Below are 18,203 nucleotides of genomic sequence, written 5' to 3'. Positions count from 1 at the left end.
TAAAAATTAAGCACATTCTTTTTTGTTAAGATTAACAAGAGGTTTCATCTTATCCGCCGCTGAGTTAAAATCAAAATCTAACAAAACATCACTAATGATAAAAACAGTATTTAACAACCAAGTAATAAGTATCTTATTGCTGGGTTTGATTTTTTTTGCATTTTCATCACAAAAATTTAACCGCTTTACTTTTAATGTTGAATATGTCGCTAAAGCCCAAGTAGGCGATGAAGTAAAATTCGTCTTTCACGTTGGTGATAATGTTCATAGAGTAAAAGTTTATTCTGATAATAGAAGCTTAGGTACTGCTTTCGTAGCATCTAACAAAGCTATTTTCCCTTTTCTGTTTAGCTATTCTGGCGTAAAACAATTAAAATTTATTGGTATTTCTTCCAACAACGATACTGTTAATGTATCTTATGGAGAAATAGTGATTACTGGGAAAATATTTCAGAATGATGTCATCACTTATGAACGTAAAAATGCTCAAAGTGATAACAATGTAGTTGCATCTAATGACGTAAACTTACCCAAAGATGCTGTTAGTGAATATTTATTTCCTAACAGAGTCAATACTTCGCTCAGATTCCCTCCTACTCCCAACGAAGATCCTTTTGGTAAAAACCAAAATGTCTATGCTACAGCAATTGGTCATCCTACCGCCGATGAAGCTCGTAATTTCATTGCTGATATTAGCACAGATGCTCAGTTTTTGTCAAGAAAATATCAAATCCCAGCCAGTATTGTTATTGCGATGGCAGCCTTAGAAAGTGGCTATGGTTTTAGCAGAAATGCAGTTTATGCGAACAATTTTCTAGGTATTAAGCAATGGAAAGGCAACAATTCTAATGCTTATCAATTAAAAGGTCAGCCAGACGAACATGAAGGCAAAGTACAAATTCTGAAAATTACAGACGAAGGTCAATATATTTATGATGAAGAAAATCGTCCTGATAATTGGTATAAGCGTTTTAATTCTCGTGCAGATTGTATGACCTTTTTGGTTGAGGAAATCTTTTTACACAAAACAGGTTTGTGGAAACGTGATTACAGCGATATTACAAGATTTTATCAAGGGCAAATTGCTGAGGGTGTAGATAAATACTCAGCCGCTTACACATTTGTATATTCAATTGGACAAAAAGGCTATTCACACAAAGGTGGAAAATATTATGCAGATAGAATTATGAAATTAGTAGATAAGTATAATCTGATTCAATATGATTAGGAGTAACATACAAAATCAGATTAAACTTACAAATCAGCAATGTAAGCTTTGCCACCTAGTCCTCTCATTTGTCGCATGATGAAATTTGTTCTTTTTTGAACATATTTAGAAGGATTAGCAATTGAAAATCTATTGGGACTTGGTAAAACGGCTGCAATTCTAGCTGCTTCTGCTCGATTAATTAATTTCGCACTGTGTCCATAATAACGCAAAGCAGCAGCTTCTACTCCAAAAGTCATTTTTCCAGTTTCAGCCACATTCAGATATACTTCTAGGATTCTTTCTTTACCCCAAATTACTTCAATTAAAAAAGTAAAATACACTTCTAATACTTTTCTAACATAGCTTCTTCCTTGCCAAAGAAATACATTTTTGGCTACTTGTTGAGAAATAGTACTTGCTCCTTTTATTTTTTTCCCTTTTAAATTATGACGAAAAGCTCCCCACATGGCATTAAAATCAAAGCCTAAATGTTGAGGAAAAAGTTGGTCTTCTGAAGCAACAACTGCCAAAGCTGCTTCTTTTGAAATATTTTCGTAAGGTTCCCAATCAGAATGAATTTCAGAATCTCTACCTTCAAAAATGGCTGTAACTTTTCGGTCAATCATGGTTGGAGTAACCCAAATCGGTACAAACTTCAAAACTAATACCCAAACCAATGAAATGGAAAAGAAGTAAATCAAAAACTTAATACAATAAGAAATAACAAGTTGAACAATTGGATGACGTTTGTTGGTGGATACGTCAATATCATCATTCAATGAAGATTGAACTGTACGCTTCTTGTTAGTTTTCTCTTCTTGCGGAGGAGTTCTAAATGTATTTTTAGCCATGTATAAAATGGTTTTCGGTTAAATGAAATCCTTTCTGAAATATAATAGTTCCCCAAATAGTAGAGAAATTGTTAACCATTAACAGATAACGGTTAACAATTAACAGAAATACAAAAAAACGAAGAATTCACTGAAAAGAAAAGCTCCTTTGAAATTCACAAACTCATTTTAGAGCTAAAAAAACAAATCTGAGGCTATTCTATCTACAAATAATTTCCCTTTTTCTGTAATTAATAAAGTACCATTCTCAATCTGTAAAAAACCTTCTGAAAGCTGATTTTTTAAAATATCTTGATTGAATTCCAGAAAATCATTTTCTGATAATTGATTTAATTTTTTCAGCTCGCAGCCCCATTTAGTTCTTAGTCCAGTCAATAAGTACTCGTTGATTCTATCTTCTTTCGTCAGAATTTCTATCGTTGCTGGAATTTGATTCGTAGCCAAAGCTTTTAGATACTGAGTATTATTAGCAATATTATATTGGCGACTTAAATGATTGAAACTATGTGCAGAAGGACCAATTCCTAAATATTCTTCTTGTTTCCAATAACTTGTGTTATGCCTTGCATATTGATTATTGCTGGCAAAATTAGAAATTTCATATTGTTCAAAACCATTTGAAGCTAAATGACTCACCAACATTTCAAATTGTTGACTGGCAAATTTATCATTAATTACTTCGATTTTCCCTTGTTTAAGCCATTTTCCAAAAACAGTTTTGGGTTCAATCGTTAAACAATAAGCAGATATATGATTCAAGTTTAACGTTGTAGCTTTTGCCAAATCATTTTCAAAAATAGCATGATTATCAGCAGGAATGGCATAAATTAAATCAATTGTAATATTATGAATTCCTACATCTTGAGATAGCTTTACACAAGTTTCAGCTTCCTGAGCAGTATGAATTCTATTGATTTTTTTTAAATGACTTTCGTTAAAAGATTGAATACCGATACTTAAACGATTAATACCAAAGCGTTTAAAAGAACGTAGTTTTTCTGCATTCAAATCATCTGGATTGGCTTCCAGAGTAATTTCAGCACCATCAATTACTTGATAATGTCGATGAATTGTTTCAAAAATCAGAGCTAAATCCTTTTCTTCTAATAAAGATGGTGTTCCTCCACCAAAGTAAATCGTACTTAAATTTTTATCTTGAAGATAATTTGTTTGAAGTATAATTTCTTGACAAATAGCATTTACCATTTCATCTTTTACCTTCAGAGAAGTACTAAAATGAAAATCGCAATAATGACAAGCCTGTCGGCAAAAGGGAATATGGATGTATAAATGCAAGTGAAAATAATTTGAAAATTTGAAAATAAGCAAATTTGAAAATGATATTAATTATTCTCAAGCTTTCATTTTCAAATTTTCAAATCGGTTTAAATTTTCAAATTAAAATTACTCTGGTAGGAAAGTTAAATAACTTAAATCCTCTTCTTGAAACATTTCGTTGGCTAAATCTTGTAATTGAATCGCTGAAACAAGCTTGATTTGCTCGAATAATTCATCCAAAGTATCTATTCTATCAATATCTAAAAGGCTTTTCGCCATCATCAACATAAAGCTCATGTTGCCTTCTTCAGACATCGCCATTTGTCCCATCAATTGCTCTTTGGTATTAATCAATTGCGTTTTTGTGAGCGAAATATCTCTAAGCTTTTTCAGTTCTTTTAAAATCAGCGTATTTACTTTATTCAATCGCTTTACTTCTGTGGCAAAATAAATACCCCAATATCCAGTATCAATAAAAGGAGTATAACCTGCATCAATGGCATAAACCAAGCCATTGCGTTCACGCACAGCAAGGTTTAATCTGGAATTCATCCCAAAACCGCCTAATAAATTAACCAACATAAAAAAAGGCAAACGCTTTTCATCAGCCAAAGCATAAGCATTTCTTCCGATGGCAACGTGGGCTTGCGTAATACTTCTGGTAATACTAATATTTTGCGGTTTATAATCTACAGGAGCTACACGTACCAAATTGGAAGATTTTGCAGGAATATCTTTCAAAAATTTTTCTACATAATGAATTACTTTTTTGAAAGGAATATTACCAATGGATGAAAAAATCACTCTTCCAGTATCTAAATTTTCAGCGATAAAATCTAATAAATCTTGTCTGCTAAACTTTGAAACACTTTCTTGATTACCCAGCGTATTTTTTCCTAATTGATGATTTGCAAAGACGATTTCATCAAAATCATCTTGAATAGCATCTTCAGGCGAATCATAGTACATCGCCATTTCTTCCAAAATCACTCCTCTTTCACGCTCAACTTGTTTGTCAGGAAAATTAGAATTGAAAGTAATATCAGCCAACAATTCTAACGCCCGTTCGTAATGTGGCGTAAGAACTGAAGCGTGAAAACAGATTTTTTCTTTGGTAGTGTAGGCATTTAATTCTCCTCCAACAATTTCTAAACGATTGATAATCTGTAATGAAGTACGTTTTTTAGTACCTTTAAAAGCCATGTGTTCCCAAAAGTGTGCTAAACCTTGTTGGTGTTCTTTTTCATCACGACTACCCATATCCAACATGATTCCGATATGTGAAATAGCAGTATGTGTTACTTGACGATGCACTACTCTGATTCCATTCGGCAATCTATATTCTTGTATATCTAACATGCGTATTAATTTGTATTCAATGCTAAATTTATGAATTGAATACTTTATAAAAATTTAATCTAAATACAAAGTTATTAATTTAAGGCTAGTATGCCATAAACAAAAAGAGTAATCGTCTTGAATCGACTGCAAAAACAGAAAATCATTTTCTGAATTACAGGAAAGAAACCTTACTCGTTTTTATTTAACCCAAATCAGGGTAATTTTGTGCTGTAATCCATGAAAATAATTTTCTAATTACACCAATTGCCCATTATTTTCACTCATTAATTAATAAAAATGAAAATCGGTTTTGATGCCAAAAGAGCTTTTAATAACAATACAGGCTTGGGAAATTATAGTCGGTTTATCATTGACGCATTACTAAAGTACGCTCCCGAAAACAATTATTTTGCTTACACACCCAAAATCAATAAAGCTCCTTTTACTGAAAAATACACAAACGAAGCCTTAGCCAACTTCCAGATTAAATTGCCTAAATCGAAAAAGTTAAAATCTTTTTGGAGAAGTTTTTTAATCAGTAAAGATTTAAAAAAAGATGAAATTCAAATTTTTCATGGATTAAGTAATGAATTGCCCATTGGATTGAAAAGAAAGAAAATCAAATCAATCGTTACCATCCACGATTTGATTTTTGAACGTTATCCCAATTTATATCCAGCTTTCGACCGCTTCATTTATCAAATTAAATTTAAAAAAGCTTGTCAACATGCCGATGTAATTGTAGCCATTAGTGAGCAAACTAAAAGAGACATCGTAAATTTCTATCAGATAAATCCCGATAAAATTGAAGTTATTTATCAAGATTCAGACGATAGTTTTAAGATAGAACTTGAGGAAGAGCAAATAGAAACCATAAAAGCAAAGTACGATATTCATAAAAAATACTTGCTTTGTGTAGCCACTATCGCCGAACGAAAAAACCAATTAATGTTGGTAAAAGCCTTTCATAAATTACATTTAGCAGACTATGAATTAGTGCTGGTTGGTGGAAAATCTGACTATCAAAAACAAATAGAAAGCTATATTCAAGAACACTCACTGACCAATATCAAAATATTCAATAAAGTGCCTTTTGCAGATTTACCCGCTTTGTATCAAGGTAGTTCTTTATTTGTGTATCCTTCAGTTTTTGAAGGTTTTGGTATTCCTATTTTAGAAGCTTTGCATTCAGGCACTCCAGTGATTGCGGCTACAGGTTCATGTTTGGAAGAAGCTGGAGGAAAAGGAGCATTATACGCTAATCCTGACGATTTGAATGATTTATCAAGTAAAATCCTACAAGTTTTGTCGAATAAATCTTTGCGAAAAAAAATGGTTTTAGATGGGAAACAACACATTGCTCAATTTTCAGCCGAAAACATTGCCAAACAATTAGTCAATATTTATCAAAATACTTTAGCATAATTTTATCAAAATCTCAATCTCAAAAATGGACTTTTTACCCCAACATATCAACGATTATTCTGAAAACCATACTTCTCCAGAAAGTGAATTATTAGCAAAACTCAACAGAGAAACGCATGCTAAGATTTTACAATCAAGAATGCTTTCTGGACATTTGCAAGGAAGAGTATTGGCGATGTTCTCGCACATGATGCAAGCCAAAAGTATTTTGGAAATTGGTACTTATACTGGTTATTCGGCTTTATGTTTGGCAGAAGGATTGGTAGAAGGAGGAAAAATTATCACGATTGATGTCAATGAAGAGTTAGAAAGTTTTACTAAACAATTCTTTAATGATTCTGAATATGCCGATAAGATTGATTATAGAATTGGAGATGCTGCTGAAATTATTCCAAACTTGGATGAAGTATTCGACATCGTTTTTATTGATGCTGATAAAATGAGTTATGCAAAATACTATGAGTTAGTTTTTGATAAAGTAAGAAAAGGAGGATATATTATTTCTGACAATGTACTTTGGAGTGGAAAAGTAGCGAATATTGAGGAAGGCAAAAAAATCGACAAAGACACTCAAAACCTTTTGAATTTCAACAAGATGTGTCACGACGACCCAAGAACCGAAAATATTTTGATGCCTTTGAGAGACGGTTTGATGATTAGTAGGAAACTTTAGGGGTCAAGACACAAGAGAAAAGAAGCAAGATGCAAGACGGGAGACGCAAGAAAAAAACAGTAAAATTCTTTCATCTTGTATCTCACGTCTTACCTTTCTCATCTCGATTCTTGTATCTTGAGTCTCACGTCTTGCTTCTTGACTCTCACTTCTTAATCAACAACTTCTGTCCAACACTTACTGAGAAATTCTTCAGATTATTCCATTTCACCACTTGGTCAACGGTAACTCCATGAATCTTGGATACTCTGAAAACAGTTTCTCCAGTTTTGACAACATGATATACATTATTATCAATTGTTTGAATAGTTTCTTTAATTACTTTCGGAGCAACTTTTTCTGAATCTGGCTCTTCCACTAATTTTACTGAAGGCGTAATTGTACTGTTAGATACCAATAATTCTTGATCAATTTCTACAATATTACTATTCAGTTTGTTCCATTTTTTGATTTCAGCTACTGTAATTCCATACATTCTTGAAATACTAAAAAGCGTTTCTTTGGCTTTAACAGTATGCGTATTCTTTAAACTAGATTTCGCTGTTTCTTCTTTGGCAATTACTTTAGAAGCGTCTGGTTTAGGAATATCTTTCTCGTCTTTTGTAAATATTTTACTTGTACTAGGGTTTCCAGCAGGCGATTTTTCAACTGCATCTTTTATTTCTTTTGTCGAAACATTGGTTTTTGTATTCGGCTTTACTTCTGGAATTATTTTTACAACCTGCTCAGGTTTAGTGGTAATATTTTTATCTTTCGTTTTATTTTCAACAATCTTTACTTCTGGTGTCTTTTCGCTTTCTCTCGCTCCCGAAACTAGTGAAGTTGCTGGTTTATAGACCTTAATTACTTGCCCGATTTGCAATTTTTCATCAAGTTTAATATTATTCAAACTCAATACTTCGCCTACTTTCATATCGTAAAGTTGGGCAATGCCAAAATAAGTATCTTTAGCAGAAACAACATGAGCTTTTATTTCTCTGGTTAATACTTTATCCTCCACTTTAGGAATATTAGAAGACTCTGGAGCAACCACTGTTGTTTTTACTTTATCAGTTGTAGGAATTGGTTCTTTGGCAATTACTTTTTCTTTTGTCTCCACTACAATAGGATTCGCAGGCTTTAATTCCTTAGTTTCAATTTCAGCTTTCTTTTCCTCTTTTGGCTTTTCTGTGATGACAACAGGTTTATCTTCTGTTTCTTTTGGCACATTAGTAACAACCACAGTTTTTTCAGTAGTGTTACTTGTTTTAGGAGTATCTTTCTTTGAATCTACATATTGAATCGGTGTATCTGGTCTGGTTTCAATTAACCATAAAAGTCTTCCTTTCTGTAAGCGTTGCATTTGGGGAATTCTATTTTTAGCCATTAAATCCTCTAAATGAATGCCATACATTTGAGCGATTGACCAAAGTGTTTCATTGCTTTCTACGGTATGATAAGCCACCATCGCACGATGGTCTTTTTTCCTTAAATAATAAACTTCATTAGGAATAATTCTACTATCTGCATCTAAATCATTAAATTTCAAGAATTTACTCAGACTAATATCACCACGATTGGCAATACTTGCAGGAGTATCACCATCAATTGAAAGGATTCCTCTTTTTCCGTTTATCTCATAAAAAATTGGCTCAGTTTTACTGTTTCCTTGTGTAAGCCTCACAAGTACTGGAAATCCTATATCTTGTACTTGAGCACTTTGATTAACTATTGGCTTTGAACTTAAATTATTTTGGCTAAGTTCTCTATACTTTTGGTTGCTCATCGGTACATAAACTACATAATCTTTATCTTTAGGAACAGTAGTTCCTTTCAGCCAAGCATTATTTTGTACAATAAATGCTGGACTAACCGCTAATTCATTGGCAATTTCATTAACACTTTTGCCTTTGCTGTTGCTGTATTCATACAAGAAATCATTAGTCGAACTATTTTTAGCTTTGTTGTATTCACTTTCTAAAAAAAATCTGTGTGCCAAAAAACGAAGTAAATACCAATCTGTAGTATTGGTAACGGTAATTTCCTTTTTACCAACCCAATCTGTAGCAGGATGATTTTTAATAGCACCTTGCCCGATACGATAGGAAAGCAGGGTTGTCATCCAATTTTTTAAAAGTTGATTATTCCTATTTAAATATATTGCAGCGGCTTTGGTAGATGCCGCTAAGTGTTTTCTTTCATCAACAAAACTATCAACTCTCAAACCTACTTCTCTGGCTGTTTCAGTTTTAAATTGCCAATAACCAACCGCCCCTGAAATAGAAATAGCATCTGGATCAAATACACTTTCTTGTACACACAAATACTTTATTTCGTCTGGAATACCCGCATCGGCTAAAATTTGTTCAATCACTGGAAAGTGAATAACCATTTTGTCCACAAGAACATCCAAGTATTTACGATTATTATTTAAACTTTGTATTTCTTTTTCAATGATGTTTCGTGCATAGCTATCATATTTTACATTAACAGAACCCACCTTTATACTACGAGGTAAAGACTGTGCCTGAGAGGAAATAAAAGGAGAAAATACAATAATTAATAACAAAATGTACTTGTTCATAATTTAAAAACTCTTAAGAATTAATATGAAAAGATATTCTCTTCATCGAAAAACAGTTTATCAGTACACTCAAATAAATACCTAAAGTACAATTAAAGCTTCAATAGTTAAATATCTTTATTGCGTAATTACCAAAAACCTTGCCTGAAATTTCAAAAAGACCAAAGTCAAATTATTATGTTTGCAGGTATTCGATAAAATTTTAAGTAATTTTGCTTCCTCTTCTTGCTAAAAAAGCATGCCAAGATGTACATAAAATAAAAATTGAATATGATTTTGATAGAAGACACCGTCATCAGCGACGATATTATTGAGAAATTCTTCGTTTGTGACCTCATCAAATGCAAAGGTGCTTGTTGTGTGGAAGGCGATTTGGGCGCTCCATTGAACGATGACGAGCTTCCTATTATGGAACAAATCTATCAAGATGTAAAACCATATCTTTCACAAGAAGGTATCAAAGCAATTGAAGAAGAAGGCATTTACGTAAAAGATTGGGAAGGCGATTTTTCTACGCCAGTCATCAAAGGTAGAGAATGTGCTTATGCTATTTATGATGATAGAAATATTCTGAAATGTGGAATTGAACAAGCTTTCTTTGATGGTAAAATATCTTGGAGAAAACCGATTTCTTGCCACCTCTATCCTATCCGAATTACCAAGTACGAACATTATGAAGCCCTCAACTATGACCGCTGGCATATTTGTTCAGATGCTTGCACGCATGGAGAACAATTGGGTGTTGAACTGTATAAATTTTTGAAAGAACCTTTGATTAGAAAATACGGAGAAGCTTGGTATCAAGAATTATTGAACGAAGCCAGAGACCGAGAACAATTATAAAATGAAAAATGCCTTTGATGATATTTACGAAGTAGTTCGATTAATTCCACATGGAAGAGTAAGTTCTTATGGAGCAATTGCTGAGTATTTGGGCGGAAAAGGCGGTGCTAGAATGGTCGGCTGGGCAATGAATGCCTCACACAATGATGATACGATTCCTGCACACAGAGTGGTGAATCGTAATGGAGTACTCACTGGCAAAGCCTTTTTTGGCGAGAACAGGATGCAAGAATTACTTGAAAACGAAGGGATTATTGTTAAAAACGACAAGATTCAAAACTTTAAAGAGCTTTTCTGGTCACCAACAAAGGAATTACTATAAAATCAAAAAGCCATTTGCCTCAACAACAAATGGCTTTTAATTTAAGTAGTCTATGTAAAACAAACGATGTTACTGAGTGAATTAAATAACTATAAAAATATTTTAAATTCACAACTCATCATTCATAATTCATAACTCTTATTTAGCTTCTTGGCATCATTCGATACGTCACATTTACTTTCTGAGTATCTTCATCTACAATTCCTGCATAAAAACCAGCAAAAACTACCGCAGTCGGTATATCAATATGATTCAAATCATGAATATCCCATTTTACTTTTTTAGCATCAATAGTAAGGTGTAAGTCTAAATGGTTTTTATCGGTATTAATAATATCCCATGTTATTTCTTGACCATCCTCAAAATTCATTAGTAATTTAGTATTATCATCTTTCAAAGTCCATGAACCATGATGGTTTTTTCCTGCACCATCAGTGTAATCAACACGCTCCTCAGTTGTCAGTCTAAAAGACTCCTTCGAATAATCATGCAAGTTGGCTGCTACGCCACGTTCGTACAAAACATTTTTACGAGTATCAGCTTGATAATTCACTACATTAATCACCCAATTTTTGGCTAACATTTCAGTAATCAAAGCATCACTTTTGTTGGGTAGTATAGCTTGTTTAATCTCGGAAGAAAGGCTAGGTTGCTGTTGCTTAACCTTACAAGCATAAACTACAGAACCAAGTATAAGCATGGTTGCTGTCAATTTAATCAATTTTTTCATATCCTTGATTTGGGATTTAGGTAAACCTCTTTTGGTTTACGTGAACAATAATTAAAGAATCACTCGATAAGCAAGACGAAACCTTAACAGAAAAAAATAATGTTTGAAAATTTAGTAATTAGGATTATTCTGTGGAATTTGTTTCCTGAGATTGTTCAGGAGAATGAAATAATAAAAAGTAAGCTACTGAAAAACAGTAATTAAAGAAAGGATTATATTAATGTGAATTCAAAGAACGATTTGTACATTTCCACAGAGTACGATGCAAAGATAAAACATTTTTTTTGTAAAACACAACCGTTTAATAAATAAGCGATGCTTCGCCATCGCTCAAATCAGTTGCCTATACCCTTTTCTTCTTAGATAAAACTTGAAAAAACAGCCTAAAAAACCTTCATATTTACGTAAAAAAGACACTCTTATTGCCTTTCTTCATCAAAAATTAAAAATAGAGTAAAAAGTTTCCGAACTTTGCATAAATATTGCTTTGTCAATATCTTGAAGACGAATAAAATAATCAATTAAATACAACAACAATGGAAAACCATTCTGAGGGACCAAAGAAGCCTTTCAAATATTTTAACCAAGCAAAACCAGAAAATAAAGATATAGTATTTGGTATTCAATCAGTTTTAGAAACACTTCGCTCTGGCAAAGAAATCGACAAATTACTTGTTCAAAGAGAACTTGGAAGTTTAGAAGTTTTAGAATTTGCTAGATTGAAAGGAGTACCAGTTCAAAAAGTACCTGTTGAAAAGTTAGATAGAATTACTCGTAAAAATCACCAAGGTGTTATTGCGTTTGTTTCGGCAATTAATTACGCCAAACTTGAGAACGTTGTAGCTGATGTGTATGAAAAAGGTGAAGTACCACTAATTTTAGTATTAGATAGAATTACAGATGTGCGTAATTTTGGTGCGATAGCTCGTACTGCTGAATGTACTGGCGTTCATGCTATCGTTATTCCTACGAAAGGTGCTGCTCAAATCAATGCAGATGCCATGAAAACCTCTTCTGGAGCATTAAACTTTTTACCAGTTTGTCGTGAAGAAAATTTATTCCACACAATTAGGTTTTTACAAAATTCTGGCATTCAAGTGGTAGCTTGTTCTGAAAAGGTTTCTAAAAATATTTACGATGTTGATTTTTCAATTCCTACAGCCATCATCATGGGTTCTGAAGAAGACGGAATTTCGGATGATTTAATGCGTTCGGTTGATGAATTAGCTACAATTCCTTTAGTTGGTCGTGTTGGTTCATTAAACGTATCAGTAGCGACTGGAGTAATCCTTTATGAAGTAGTTCGTAAACGATTAGTTTAAAATCAAATCATCGTTTGAAAGCCCTTCGTAATGGATACGGAGGGCTTTTTGTTTTTATCACACACAAAAAAAAGGACATACCCAATGGCTATGTCCTTTATTATCTTACCTCTAAACCTATTTAACTATGAAAAATAACTGCACCTTTTCAATTCAAAAATTAGAAGAATAAACTCAATTCTTTAACACATCCTGATTCTCTAATTGTTTTTAAAAAGAGGCGTCTCTAAAAGAAACGCCCTTTCCCGTCTTACCTCTAAACCTATTTAACTATGAAAAATAACTATTCAATTCAAGAAACTAAGTTTTTTCAACGCAATTCCAAATTCACAAAACTTAGCTTTAATTTTTAAAAAGTGGCGTCTCCAAAAGAAACGCCCTTTCCATCTTACCTCTAAACCTATTTAACTATGAAAATTCTTAAATTATATAAACAAATCGTCGCTGGTGGATGAATCTATTCAGACCTCATAAACGATGTATAATTTTCTACTTTATTAAACGACTATCAATTAACTCTTTCATCGCCTCTTTATAACAATACTACAATTTTTATTTGAAAAAAGTTTATTTTTTTAGTTATTTTTTAAAATTAATAAAAAAATAATTCGTGGTTTTGTACAAAGATTCATTTACATGATTAACGATGCAAAGTTGTGCAATATTATATAAATATGCAAATGATTTGTGTTAAGTCTTTCCAATTTTATAGTAGTAACTACCTAAAAATCAACAGAAAAACACTTAATTAGGAAACAAAAACAATTACAATCGAAATATTATTCTGCTTGCATAACAAAAACATTGCAAATATTTTGTTATAAATTATTTTTAATAATTTTAAAATTCTTCGAATAATCCAATTATTGATTAAAAGCATTCATTGTCTTATCTACACCTTGTAAACAAAAACTCAAAATAATGTCTATGGCACGATCAAGATGTTCTGGTAGTTCATCTAATTGAGCTCCTTCAAAGTTTCCTAAAACGTATTCTACTTGTCTTCCTTTACCAAAATCATCACCTACTCCAAACCTCAAACGAGGATAAGCTGAAGAACCTAATATTTCCTCAATATTTCGTAAACCATTATGGCCCCCATGCGAACCTTTTACTTTGGTTCTAAGCTTGCCAAAAGGGAGTGCAATATCATCAGTAATGACTAAAGTATTCTCTTTTTCGATTTTCAGTTCTTTCATCCAATAATTCACCGCCTTTCCACTTAAGTTCATGTAAGTGGTTGGTTTAATTAAATGAATTTGCTTCCCTTTATGTTTAATTTCTACATGATAAGCTAAACGACCCATTGAGAACTTCACTTCGAAATTACTCGCCAGACGATCCAACACCATAAAACCAACATTATGTCTAGTAAGCAAGTATTCTGGACCTATATTTCCAAGACCAACAATTAGGTATTTCATTTTGTAATAAATATTTGAAATTAACTTTGTATTCTCTTTTTCGTGAATGAATCGTCAAAATTAAGTAATTTTGTATAGTATTTATCCACCCATGAAAAACAAAGCTACTATTAAAATCAGCCCAGCCCTACTCGCATTAACGTTGTGCTTGATGAAGGAATCAGCCTTTTCAAAAAATCAAAGCACAACAGAAACCCAATTTAATTGGGGTAATCTTACTGACCTCAACACTGTAGAGTTCAATTCAAAAAATGATTTACTTGCTTCAATAAACTATAAAAATCGTGCCGAGTCTTTTGCATCAGTGCCTTTTTCAGAAAAAAACATTCTTGATTCCCTAAAAAACACTTCAACAAAAACTAATAATACAATTGCTTCAACGACAAAAACTGGTGTCCAAAACAAGACAGTAACTGTCAATTTCACTGCAATAAATAAAGCTAATAATGAAAGTGTTTTAGCAGACTTTATAATTACGTCAGAAAGAACTGGAGAGATTTTCAAAGGAAGTACTTCTTCAAAAAATACTTTTTTTTCTATTCAATTATCACAACAAGATAATCTGAAAGTATTGGTCAAAGCGGATGGTTTTGCGGATGGTAACTCAATGATTTCCATCAAAGATTTTGTCAATACCAATCACCATGATTTTGCAATTCCATTGGTTTTTGAACGCTATCCATTATCAATTAAGGTATTAGATGCCGACACGAAAGAATCTATCAAAAATGCACAAGTAAAAGTGGTTGATTTGAATGCTTCCGAAATTAAAAATGCGTCAAAAAAACCGAATTCTGATGAGTATAGTGCGAATTTGAAACTTTCAAGTAAATATGAATTCATCATCAATGCTGAAGATTATATAGAACTCAAAGAAAAAGTACTGAAAGCACCTCAAGGAAATTCAGTCAATTTTATGCTCTATAAAAACAGCCTTCCTGTGCATTTTGAAGTAATTGATGCAGAAACAGAAAAGCCAATTAAAGCTTTCATTAATGTTAAATTGGAGCATCTGAAGAGAAATATCGTTTTCAAAAATGAAGTAAAAGCTAGCGTAAGAGTAAGCAGTCAAGAGATTTTCACGGTTGAAACAGCTGCGGAACATTATATTACCAAGCAAAGTACTTTTAATATGGCAGATTTTAATCCTACCAAAAAGTATGTTTATACCATCCGTCTTGAAAGAAATCTACATCATTTAACGATAAAAACAAAAAATAAACTCAATGGGGAAACCATCATTGCAGATAAAATTGAGCTTGTCAATCTTAGTAATAAAGCCAATCAACCCAAAATTGAAAAACTAAAAAATGGGGATGTTTTGATAAGTTTAATTCCTGAAGATAAGTATCATCTCGAAATCAACACTAATGGTTTTGAAAAGTATCAGCAGGAATTGGTAAAACTAAAACAAGCCGAATTAGATTGTTTTTTGACTCCAAAACAAAAAATAAAAGGCTTAGTATTATCTGCGATTGATTCAACAAGTGGTAAAATTTTACCTGCTACTTTTAAAATAACTGGAAATAAAACCAAGAAAGCCTTTACGGTAAATACTTCTAATGATGTAACCGAATATCACTTGGCTTTGACAGAAAAAGATAATTATCAGATAGAATCTTTTGCAAAAGATTACGAACTAAAAGTAGAACAAGTACCATATTCTTCTTCTAAAAAAGCAGTTTTTTACACAGTTTTACTGAAAAGAAAACCGTCTTCAAATAGTAGCAAAAGTGTAACAATTGTAGATGTTCCTAAAACAAAAGCACCCATCGAGAGTTCTAAAATAAAAGATTTTGTTCAGATTGAACATGGACAATCTATTACGCTTGATAATGTTTATTTTGAACAAAGTAGTTTTATATTGCAATCGGTTTCATACGAAGAACTAGATAAAATGGTGGAGTTGCTAAAAAATGCCCCACAGGTCAAGATTGAAATTAGTGGACATACAGATAATATTGGAGACACAAGACTGAATTTTGCCCTTTCGGAGAATAGAGCAAGAGTTGTTTTTAATTATTTCGTCAGCAAAGGAATCAATGAAAATAGATTGCATTACAAAGGCTACGGAAGTAATAAACCACTTTTGCCAAATAATTCGGAAGAGAACAAAAAGAAAAACAGAAGAGTAGAATTGACTGTTTTATAAGTTTTGAATAAGTATTTCAAATAACAAAACAATTATTTTCACTGATTCAAAATCAATCATTTCCAAAAACCATGAAAAACCAAATCGTTGTCTTTCTTTTATGTTTATTGACAAGCTTTTCGATGCAAGCCAAAGCTGATGATGCCAATAGCCGTATATATGAATTAAGAGTTTATTATGCTAGTGATGGCAAATTTGATGTATTGATGAACCGTTTCAAAGAACATACTCTTCATTATTTCAAGAAACATAAAATGCGTTTAGAAGGATTTTGGTTGCCTTTAGATAACAAAGACAATAAAATGGTTTATGTGTTATCCTATCCTTCTCGTGAAGCTCGTGAAAAATCTTGGAAGTCATTTTCGGAAGATAAAGGTTGGATTAAAGTAGCCAAAGAAACTACAGCGAATGGTGAAATTGTAGCCAAAGTAGAAAGTACTTTCTTGAAAACAACTGATTTTTCGCCTAATAATTTGAAAAGTATTGGCGACAGAGTTTTTGAATTAAGAACTTATATTGCTACGCCAAATAATCTTTCAGGATTGTTAGACCGTTTCAGAAATCATACTTTGAAATTGTTTGAAAGACATGGCATGAGTAATATCATTTACTGGACACCAACTGATAAAGAACAAGGTGCTGAAAACACTTTAATTTATCTGTTAGCTCATAAAAGTCAAGAAGCTGGTACAGCATCATTTAAGACTTTCAGAGATGACCCTGAGTGGATATCAGTAAGAAAAGCATCTGAAGAAAAAGGAGGAGGTTCATTAACAGTAAAAGTAACATCAGAATATATGTACCCAGTTGAATTTTCACCTTTGAAATAATTCAACGCCTTAATCTATTAAAATAGAAACAATGTCCAAATTAGCTCTTATTACTGGTGCAAGCTCTGGAATCGGAAAAGCTACCGCTGAAGCCTTTGCAGATTTAGGAATCAATTTAATTTTGTGCGGAAGACGAATTGAAAAACTTGATGCTTTAAAAGAAAATCTTTCTAAGAAAGTAAATGTACAAATACTAACTTTTGATGTAAGAGATAAAGAACAAGTAGAAAAAGCACTGAATTCGCTTTCTGAAAAGGATATAGACATCTTAGTCAACAATGCAGGAAATGCACATGGAATGGGTCCCATTCAAGATGGCTCAACCGACGATTGGGATGCTATGATTGATGGCAATGTAAAGGGTTTGCTCTATGTTTCAAGAGTAATTATGCCTTGGATGAAAGCTAGAAAGCAAGGACACATTGTTAATATAAGTTCAATTGCTGGCAAAAGTACCTATCCAAATGGAAATGTATATTGTGCATCGAAAGCAGCAGTTGAAGCGATTTCAGAAGGAATGCGTTTAGACTTAAATCCATTCGGCATTAAAGTAACCAACGTAGCTCCCGGAGCAGTTGAAACTGAGTTTTCATTAGTGCGTTTCAAAGGAGATGAAGAAAAGGCGGATGCTATTTATAAAGGGTTTGAACCCTTGAAGGCAGAAGACATTGCAGAAATTATCGCTTTTGCCGTTAGTCGTCCTGCTCATGTTGTCATGGCTGACATTACCCTATTTCCAGTGGCACAAGCATCGGCAACTGTCATCAATCGTGGGGCTTGAAAACAGAATTATCATTTTGATACATTAATAAATTGTTTACTAAATTTATTAAATGTCTGTATGTACATCTATTTTCAAGTCTTATCACTTAAAATGCCATTTCGTCAAAAAATAGTAAAAATTCATGGGACATTTAATGTTTAAATAACCAGAATTTAGCTTATATTTGTATTAATTTTCATAGTTAAATAGGTTTAGAGGTTAAACAGATAAGGGCGGGGGTTTCTCCTGTCCTTATTTCATTTATAAGTATTTCTTAAATTTATTTAGATTTTAGTAGAATTTGATTGAGTATATTTCTCTACGGTTTTGCTATACTAGAACGAACTTCAAAAAATAGGCTTCCCTTGAAAATTGTTTTTCGATATTGCTTTACGATAAAATCCACTCATGTTCTGGGTGGATTTTTGCTTTCATCTGAGGTGCTTTATTTAAAAAATACAATTTTGTTTGATTTT

The 18,203-nt window shown here is 32.5% G+C and carries 15 protein-coding genes; 9 read left to right on the top strand and 6 right to left on the bottom strand.

What is annotated here, in order from left to right:
• The first annotated feature begins 94 nt into the window (after nt 1-94).
• A complete protein-coding gene (locus tag VB776_RS16575) occupies nt 95-1,228 on the top strand; it encodes a glucosaminidase domain-containing protein (protein WP_323697960.1) in 1,134 nt (377 codons plus the stop codon).
• A 26-nt stretch (nt 1,229-1,254) separates the two neighbouring features.
• On the opposite strand, the gene mtgA is transcribed toward VB776_RS16575, so the two are convergent.
• From mtgA to VB776_RS16560, 3 genes are all read right to left on the bottom strand, one after another.
• Nucleotides 1,255-2,061, bottom strand: coding sequence for a monofunctional biosynthetic peptidoglycan transglycosylase (mtgA, locus tag VB776_RS16570; protein ID WP_323697959.1), 807 nt, complete (start codon nt 2,059-2,061; stop codon nt 1,255-1,257).
• A gap of 174 nt (nt 2,062-2,235) precedes the next feature.
• A complete protein-coding gene (gene hemW, locus VB776_RS16565; RefSeq protein WP_323697958.1) occupies nt 2,236-3,357 on the bottom strand; it encodes a radical SAM family heme chaperone HemW in 1,122 nt (373 codons plus the stop codon).
• Nucleotides 3,358-3,465: 108 nt separating this feature from the next.
• A complete protein-coding gene (locus tag VB776_RS16560; RefSeq protein WP_323697957.1) occupies nt 3,466-4,698 on the bottom strand; it encodes a M16 family metallopeptidase in 1,233 nt (410 codons plus the stop codon).
• A 279-nt stretch (nt 4,699-4,977) separates the two neighbouring features.
• Between VB776_RS16560 and VB776_RS16555 the strand changes: the two genes are divergently transcribed.
• Together VB776_RS16555 and VB776_RS16550 are read left to right on the top strand one after the other, a co-directional pair.
• Nucleotides 4,978-6,105, top strand: coding sequence for a glycosyltransferase family 4 protein (locus VB776_RS16555; RefSeq protein WP_323697956.1), 1,128 nt, complete (start codon nt 4,978-4,980; stop codon nt 6,103-6,105).
• Between the two features lie 25 nt (nt 6,106-6,130).
• A complete protein-coding gene (locus VB776_RS16550; protein WP_323697954.1) occupies nt 6,131-6,778 on the top strand; it encodes an O-methyltransferase in 648 nt (215 codons plus the stop codon).
• A 145-nt stretch (nt 6,779-6,923) separates the two neighbouring features.
• Here VB776_RS16550 and VB776_RS16545 read toward each other — a convergent pair whose 3' ends face one another.
• A complete protein-coding gene (locus tag VB776_RS16545; RefSeq protein WP_323697952.1) occupies nt 6,924-9,341 on the bottom strand; it encodes a LysM peptidoglycan-binding domain-containing protein in 2,418 nt (805 codons plus the stop codon).
• 270 nt (nt 9,342-9,611) lie between these two features.
• Between VB776_RS16545 and VB776_RS16540 the strand changes: the two genes are divergently transcribed.
• Nucleotides 9,612-10,184: a DUF3109 family protein gene (locus VB776_RS16540; RefSeq protein WP_323689088.1), complete on the top strand. Its 573-nt coding sequence runs from the start codon at nt 9,612-9,614 to the stop codon at nt 10,182-10,184.
• Between the two features lies 1 nt (nt 10,185).
• Complete coding sequence (locus VB776_RS16535; protein ID WP_323697951.1) at nt 10,186-10,506, top strand: MGMT family protein; 321 nt, start codon at nt 10,186-10,188, stop codon at nt 10,504-10,506.
• Between the two features lie 142 nt (nt 10,507-10,648).
• Here the strand turns inward: VB776_RS16535 and VB776_RS16530 are convergent, their stop codons facing one another.
• Nucleotides 10,649-11,236, bottom strand: coding sequence for a hypothetical protein (locus tag VB776_RS16530; protein WP_323697950.1), 588 nt, complete (start codon nt 11,234-11,236; stop codon nt 10,649-10,651).
• Nucleotides 11,237-11,772: 536 nt separating this feature from the next.
• Here VB776_RS16530 and rlmB point away from each other — a divergent pair.
• Nucleotides 11,773-12,558 (top strand): 23S rRNA (guanosine(2251)-2'-O)-methyltransferase RlmB, encoded by a 786-nt coding sequence (gene rlmB / locus VB776_RS16525; RefSeq protein ID WP_323697949.1) that lies wholly within the window; start codon nt 11,773-11,775, stop codon nt 12,556-12,558.
• An 863-nt stretch (nt 12,559-13,421) separates the two neighbouring features.
• On the opposite strand, the gene pth is transcribed toward rlmB, so the two are convergent.
• Nucleotides 13,422-13,982: an aminoacyl-tRNA hydrolase gene (gene pth, locus VB776_RS16520; RefSeq protein ID WP_323697947.1), complete on the bottom strand. Its 561-nt coding sequence runs from the start codon at nt 13,980-13,982 to the stop codon at nt 13,422-13,424.
• Between the two features lie 91 nt (nt 13,983-14,073).
• Here pth and VB776_RS16515 point away from each other — a divergent pair, with 91 nt between their 5' ends.
• From VB776_RS16515 to VB776_RS16505, 3 genes are all read left to right on the top strand, one after another.
• Nucleotides 14,074-16,134 (top strand): OmpA family protein, encoded by a 2,061-nt coding sequence (locus VB776_RS16515; protein WP_323697946.1) that lies wholly within the window; start codon nt 14,074-14,076, stop codon nt 16,132-16,134.
• Between the two features lie 71 nt (nt 16,135-16,205).
• Nucleotides 16,206-16,964, top strand: coding sequence for an NIPSNAP family protein (locus VB776_RS16510; protein WP_323697944.1), 759 nt, complete (start codon nt 16,206-16,208; stop codon nt 16,962-16,964).
• Between the two features lie 31 nt (nt 16,965-16,995).
• Entirely contained in the window at nt 16,996-17,745 is a 750-nt protein-coding gene (locus VB776_RS16505; protein WP_323697943.1) for an SDR family NAD(P)-dependent oxidoreductase, read from the top strand.
• Nucleotides 17,746-18,203: the final 458 nt, after the last annotated feature.

The organism is Arcicella gelida (assembly GCF_034931025.1).
Lineage (GTDB): Bacteria > Bacteroidota > Bacteroidia > Cytophagales > Spirosomataceae > Arcicella > Arcicella gelida.
This window is presented reverse-complemented; position numbering and strand designations above follow the sequence as displayed.

Excerpts from the sequence above, each read along its gene's own strand:
- VB776_RS16575 (WP_323697960.1), top strand. The coding sequence starts at position 95 with ATGATAAAAACAGTATTTAACAACCAAGTAATAAGTATCTTATTGCTG.
- mtgA (WP_323697959.1), bottom strand. The coding sequence starts at position 2,061 with ATGGCTAAAAATACATTTAGAACTCCTCCGCAAGAAGAGAAAACTAAC.
- VB776_RS16560 (WP_323697957.1), bottom strand. The coding sequence starts at position 4,698 with ATGTTAGATATACAAGAATATAGATTGCCGAATGGAATCAGAGTAGTG.
- VB776_RS16555 (WP_323697956.1), top strand. The coding sequence starts at position 4,978 with ATGAAAATCGGTTTTGATGCCAAAAGAGCTTTTAATAACAATACAGGC.
- VB776_RS16550 (WP_323697954.1), top strand. The coding sequence starts at position 6,131 with ATGGACTTTTTACCCCAACATATCAACGATTATTCTGAAAACCATACT.
- VB776_RS16545 (WP_323697952.1), bottom strand. The coding sequence starts at position 9,341 with ATGAACAAGTACATTTTGTTATTAATTATTGTATTTTCTCCTTTTATT.
- VB776_RS16540 (WP_323689088.1), top strand. The coding sequence starts at position 9,612 with ATGATTTTGATAGAAGACACCGTCATCAGCGACGATATTATTGAGAAA.
- VB776_RS16535 (WP_323697951.1), top strand. The coding sequence starts at position 10,186 with ATGAAAAATGCCTTTGATGATATTTACGAAGTAGTTCGATTAATTCCA.
- VB776_RS16530 (WP_323697950.1), bottom strand. The coding sequence starts at position 11,236 with ATGAAAAAATTGATTAAATTGACAGCAACCATGCTTATACTTGGTTCT.
- rlmB (WP_323697949.1), top strand. The coding sequence starts at position 11,773 with ATGGAAAACCATTCTGAGGGACCAAAGAAGCCTTTCAAATATTTTAAC.
- pth (WP_323697947.1), bottom strand. The coding sequence starts at position 13,982 with ATGAAATACCTAATTGTTGGTCTTGGAAATATAGGTCCAGAATACTTG.
- VB776_RS16515 (WP_323697946.1), top strand. The coding sequence starts at position 14,074 with ATGAAAAACAAAGCTACTATTAAAATCAGCCCAGCCCTACTCGCATTA.
- VB776_RS16510 (WP_323697944.1), top strand. The coding sequence starts at position 16,206 with ATGAAAAACCAAATCGTTGTCTTTCTTTTATGTTTATTGACAAGCTTT.
- VB776_RS16505 (WP_323697943.1), top strand. The coding sequence starts at position 16,996 with ATGTCCAAATTAGCTCTTATTACTGGTGCAAGCTCTGGAATCGGAAAA.